Source organism: Meiothermus sp. (assembly GCF_025056915.1).
Lineage (GTDB): Bacteria > Deinococcota > Deinococci > Deinococcales > Thermaceae > Meiothermus.
Window position 1 is genome coordinate 446 of sequence record NZ_JANWVH010000145.1, and the last position, 2,364, is coordinate 2,809.

Here is a 2,364-nt window from a genome sequence, read left to right on the forward strand (position 1 = left end):
CCGCCCGCCTCTTCACACCCGACGAACAGCACGAGGCGTATCAGGCGCTTTACTGCGAATACCTGGTGCTGGCCGACTTCTTCGGCCAGGCTTTCAACCCTACCCACAAGGAGGTGCCAGAGCTCTGAAAAACCTCAGGTATCGGCCCTAAGCCCTTTTGCACAAGGAGGTAGCAGGAATGCGTTTGTGGAAGCTTTTAACCCTGACCCTGGCGCTGAGCTCGCTCGCGCTGGCTCAGACCACCATCACCATTGCCACCGTCAACAACCCCGACATGATCACCATGCAGAAGCTGACCCCGGAGTTTGAGAAGGCCAACCCGGGCATCAAGGTCAACTGGGTGGTGCTGCCGGAGAACGAGCTGCGCCAGAAGGTGACCACCGACATCGCCACCAATGCGGGCTCCTACGACATCCTGACCATCGGCACCTACGAGGCCCCCATCTGGGGTAAGAACGGCTGGCTGGTAGAAATCAGCGGTCTGCCCGCTTCGTACGACCTCGAGGACATCATCAAACCGGTGCGAGCTGGGCTTTCATACCAGGGCAAGCTCTACGCTCTCCCCTTCTATGCCGAAAGCTCGATGCTCTACTACCGCAAGGATCTTTTCGCGGCCAAGGGGCTTACCGTACCGGCCCAGCCCACCTGGACCCAGGCCATCAACTGGGCCAGAACCCTGCACAACCCCAGCGGCGGGGTTTACGGCATCTGCCTGCGCGGCCTGCCCGGATGGGGCGAGAACATGGCTTTCCTCAGCACCCTGGTCAACACCTACGGGGGGCGCTGGTTCGACGAGAACTGGCGGCCCCAGCTCACCAGCCCGGAGTGGAAGCGGGCCATCGGGCAGTACGTGGAGCTGGTCACCAAGTACGGCCCGCCGGGCGTAACCGGCAACGGCTTCACCGAGAACCTGACCCTGATGGCCGAGGGCAAGTGCGCCATGTGGATTGACGCCACCGTGGCTGCGGGCTATCTGGCCAACCCCAAGACCTCCAAAGTAGCCGACAAGATTGGCTTCGCCAAGGCCCCGGTGGCCACCACCCCCAACGGCTCGCACTGGCTGTGGAGCTGGGCCCTGGCCATCCCCAAGTCGAGCAAAAAGGTGGACGCGGCTAAAACCTTCATCACCTGGGCCACCTCCAAGGAGTACATCGCTCTGGTCGGCCGCACCCAGGGCTGGGTCTCGGCCCCGCCGGGCACCCGCTACTCCACCTACGCGAACCCTGAGTACCAAAAGGCCGCCGCTTTCGCCAAAACCGTGCTGGACTCCATTAACACCGCCGATCCCACCAAGCCTACCCTCAAGCCAGTGCCCTACACCGGGGTGCAGTTCGTGGGCATCCCCGAGTTCCAGGCCATCGGCACCCAGGTAGGCCAGTTCATCGCGGGCATTGTAGCCGGGCGCACCAGCCTGGATGCCGGGCTGGCCCAGGCCCAGGCCGCGGTGGAGAAGATCATGAAGGAGGCCGGCTACCTCAAGTAGCCTACCAAGCCCCACGGCGGGGTACCGCCGTGGGGCTTTCTTCCTGGGAAGCCCTTTTCACACCCCAGTCCTCGCTTCCCGCCAAGGCAGGCGGTATGACCCATAGCCTTCCCCGCAAACAAACCTACAGTCTGAGGCCCAACACCTTCTGGCTGCTGGCCCCCGCCATTCTGCTGCTCGTCGTTTGGACGCAGATTCCTTTTGTTCTAACGCTCTACCACTCCTTCCGCCGCTTCAATCTGCTCAACCCTGAGCGGCAGGGCTTCGTGGGGCTGGAAAACTTCCACTCCCAGCTCACCGACCCCATCTTCTGGACCGCGGTTCAGAACACCCTGGTGCTGGTCGGCTCGGTGCTGCTGCTCACGGTTTTGCTGGGACTGGTGCTGGCAGTGCTCTTTTATCAGGATTTTCCAGGCCGGGCCCTGGCCCGCACCCTGGTCATCTCGCCCTTCTTTGTGATGCCGGTGGTCTCGGCCCTCATCTGGAAGAACATGCTGATGCACCCGGTTTACGGGCTTTTTGCCTGGCTGGCCCAGCGCCTGGGGCAAGAGCCCATAGACTGGCTGGCGGCCTACCCCATGCAGTCCATTGTGCTGATGGTCTCCTGGCAGTGGACGCCCTTCGCCATGCTCCTCATCCTGACCGGGCTGCAGTCGCTCTCCAAGGAGCAGCTCGAGGCCGCCAAGATTGACGGCGCCAATGCCTGGCAGGAGTTCCGCTACATCATCGTGCCCCACCTGGCCCAGACCCTGAGCGTGGTGGTGATGCTCGAGACCATCTTCCTGCTCACCATCTTCGCCGAAATTTACGCCTCCACCTCCGGAGGGCCGGGCCTGGCAACCACCACCCTGCCCTACCTGATCTACCTCAAGGCTTTTGGC

2 protein-coding genes are annotated in these 2,364 nt (G+C 62.6%); both read left to right on the top strand.

What is annotated here, in order from left to right; genetic code table 11:
• The first annotated feature begins 178 nt into the window (after nt 1-178).
• Nucleotides 179-1,483: a sugar ABC transporter substrate-binding protein gene (locus NZN28_RS14170; protein ID WP_295399242.1), complete on the top strand. Its 1,305-nt coding sequence runs from the start codon at nt 179-181 to the stop codon at nt 1,481-1,483.
• Nucleotides 1,484-1,578: 95 nt separating this feature from the next.
• Nucleotides 1,579-2,364: carbohydrate ABC transporter permease (locus NZN28_RS14175; protein ID WP_295399245.1), on the top strand; the 786-nt coding region annotated here is incomplete at its 3' end.

What these genes read in the sequence shown, in the direction of transcription:
- NZN28_RS14170 (WP_295399242.1), top strand. Translation starts at nt 179, where the DNA reads ATGCGTTTGTGGAAGCTTTTAACCCTGACCCTGGCGCTGAGCTCGCTC.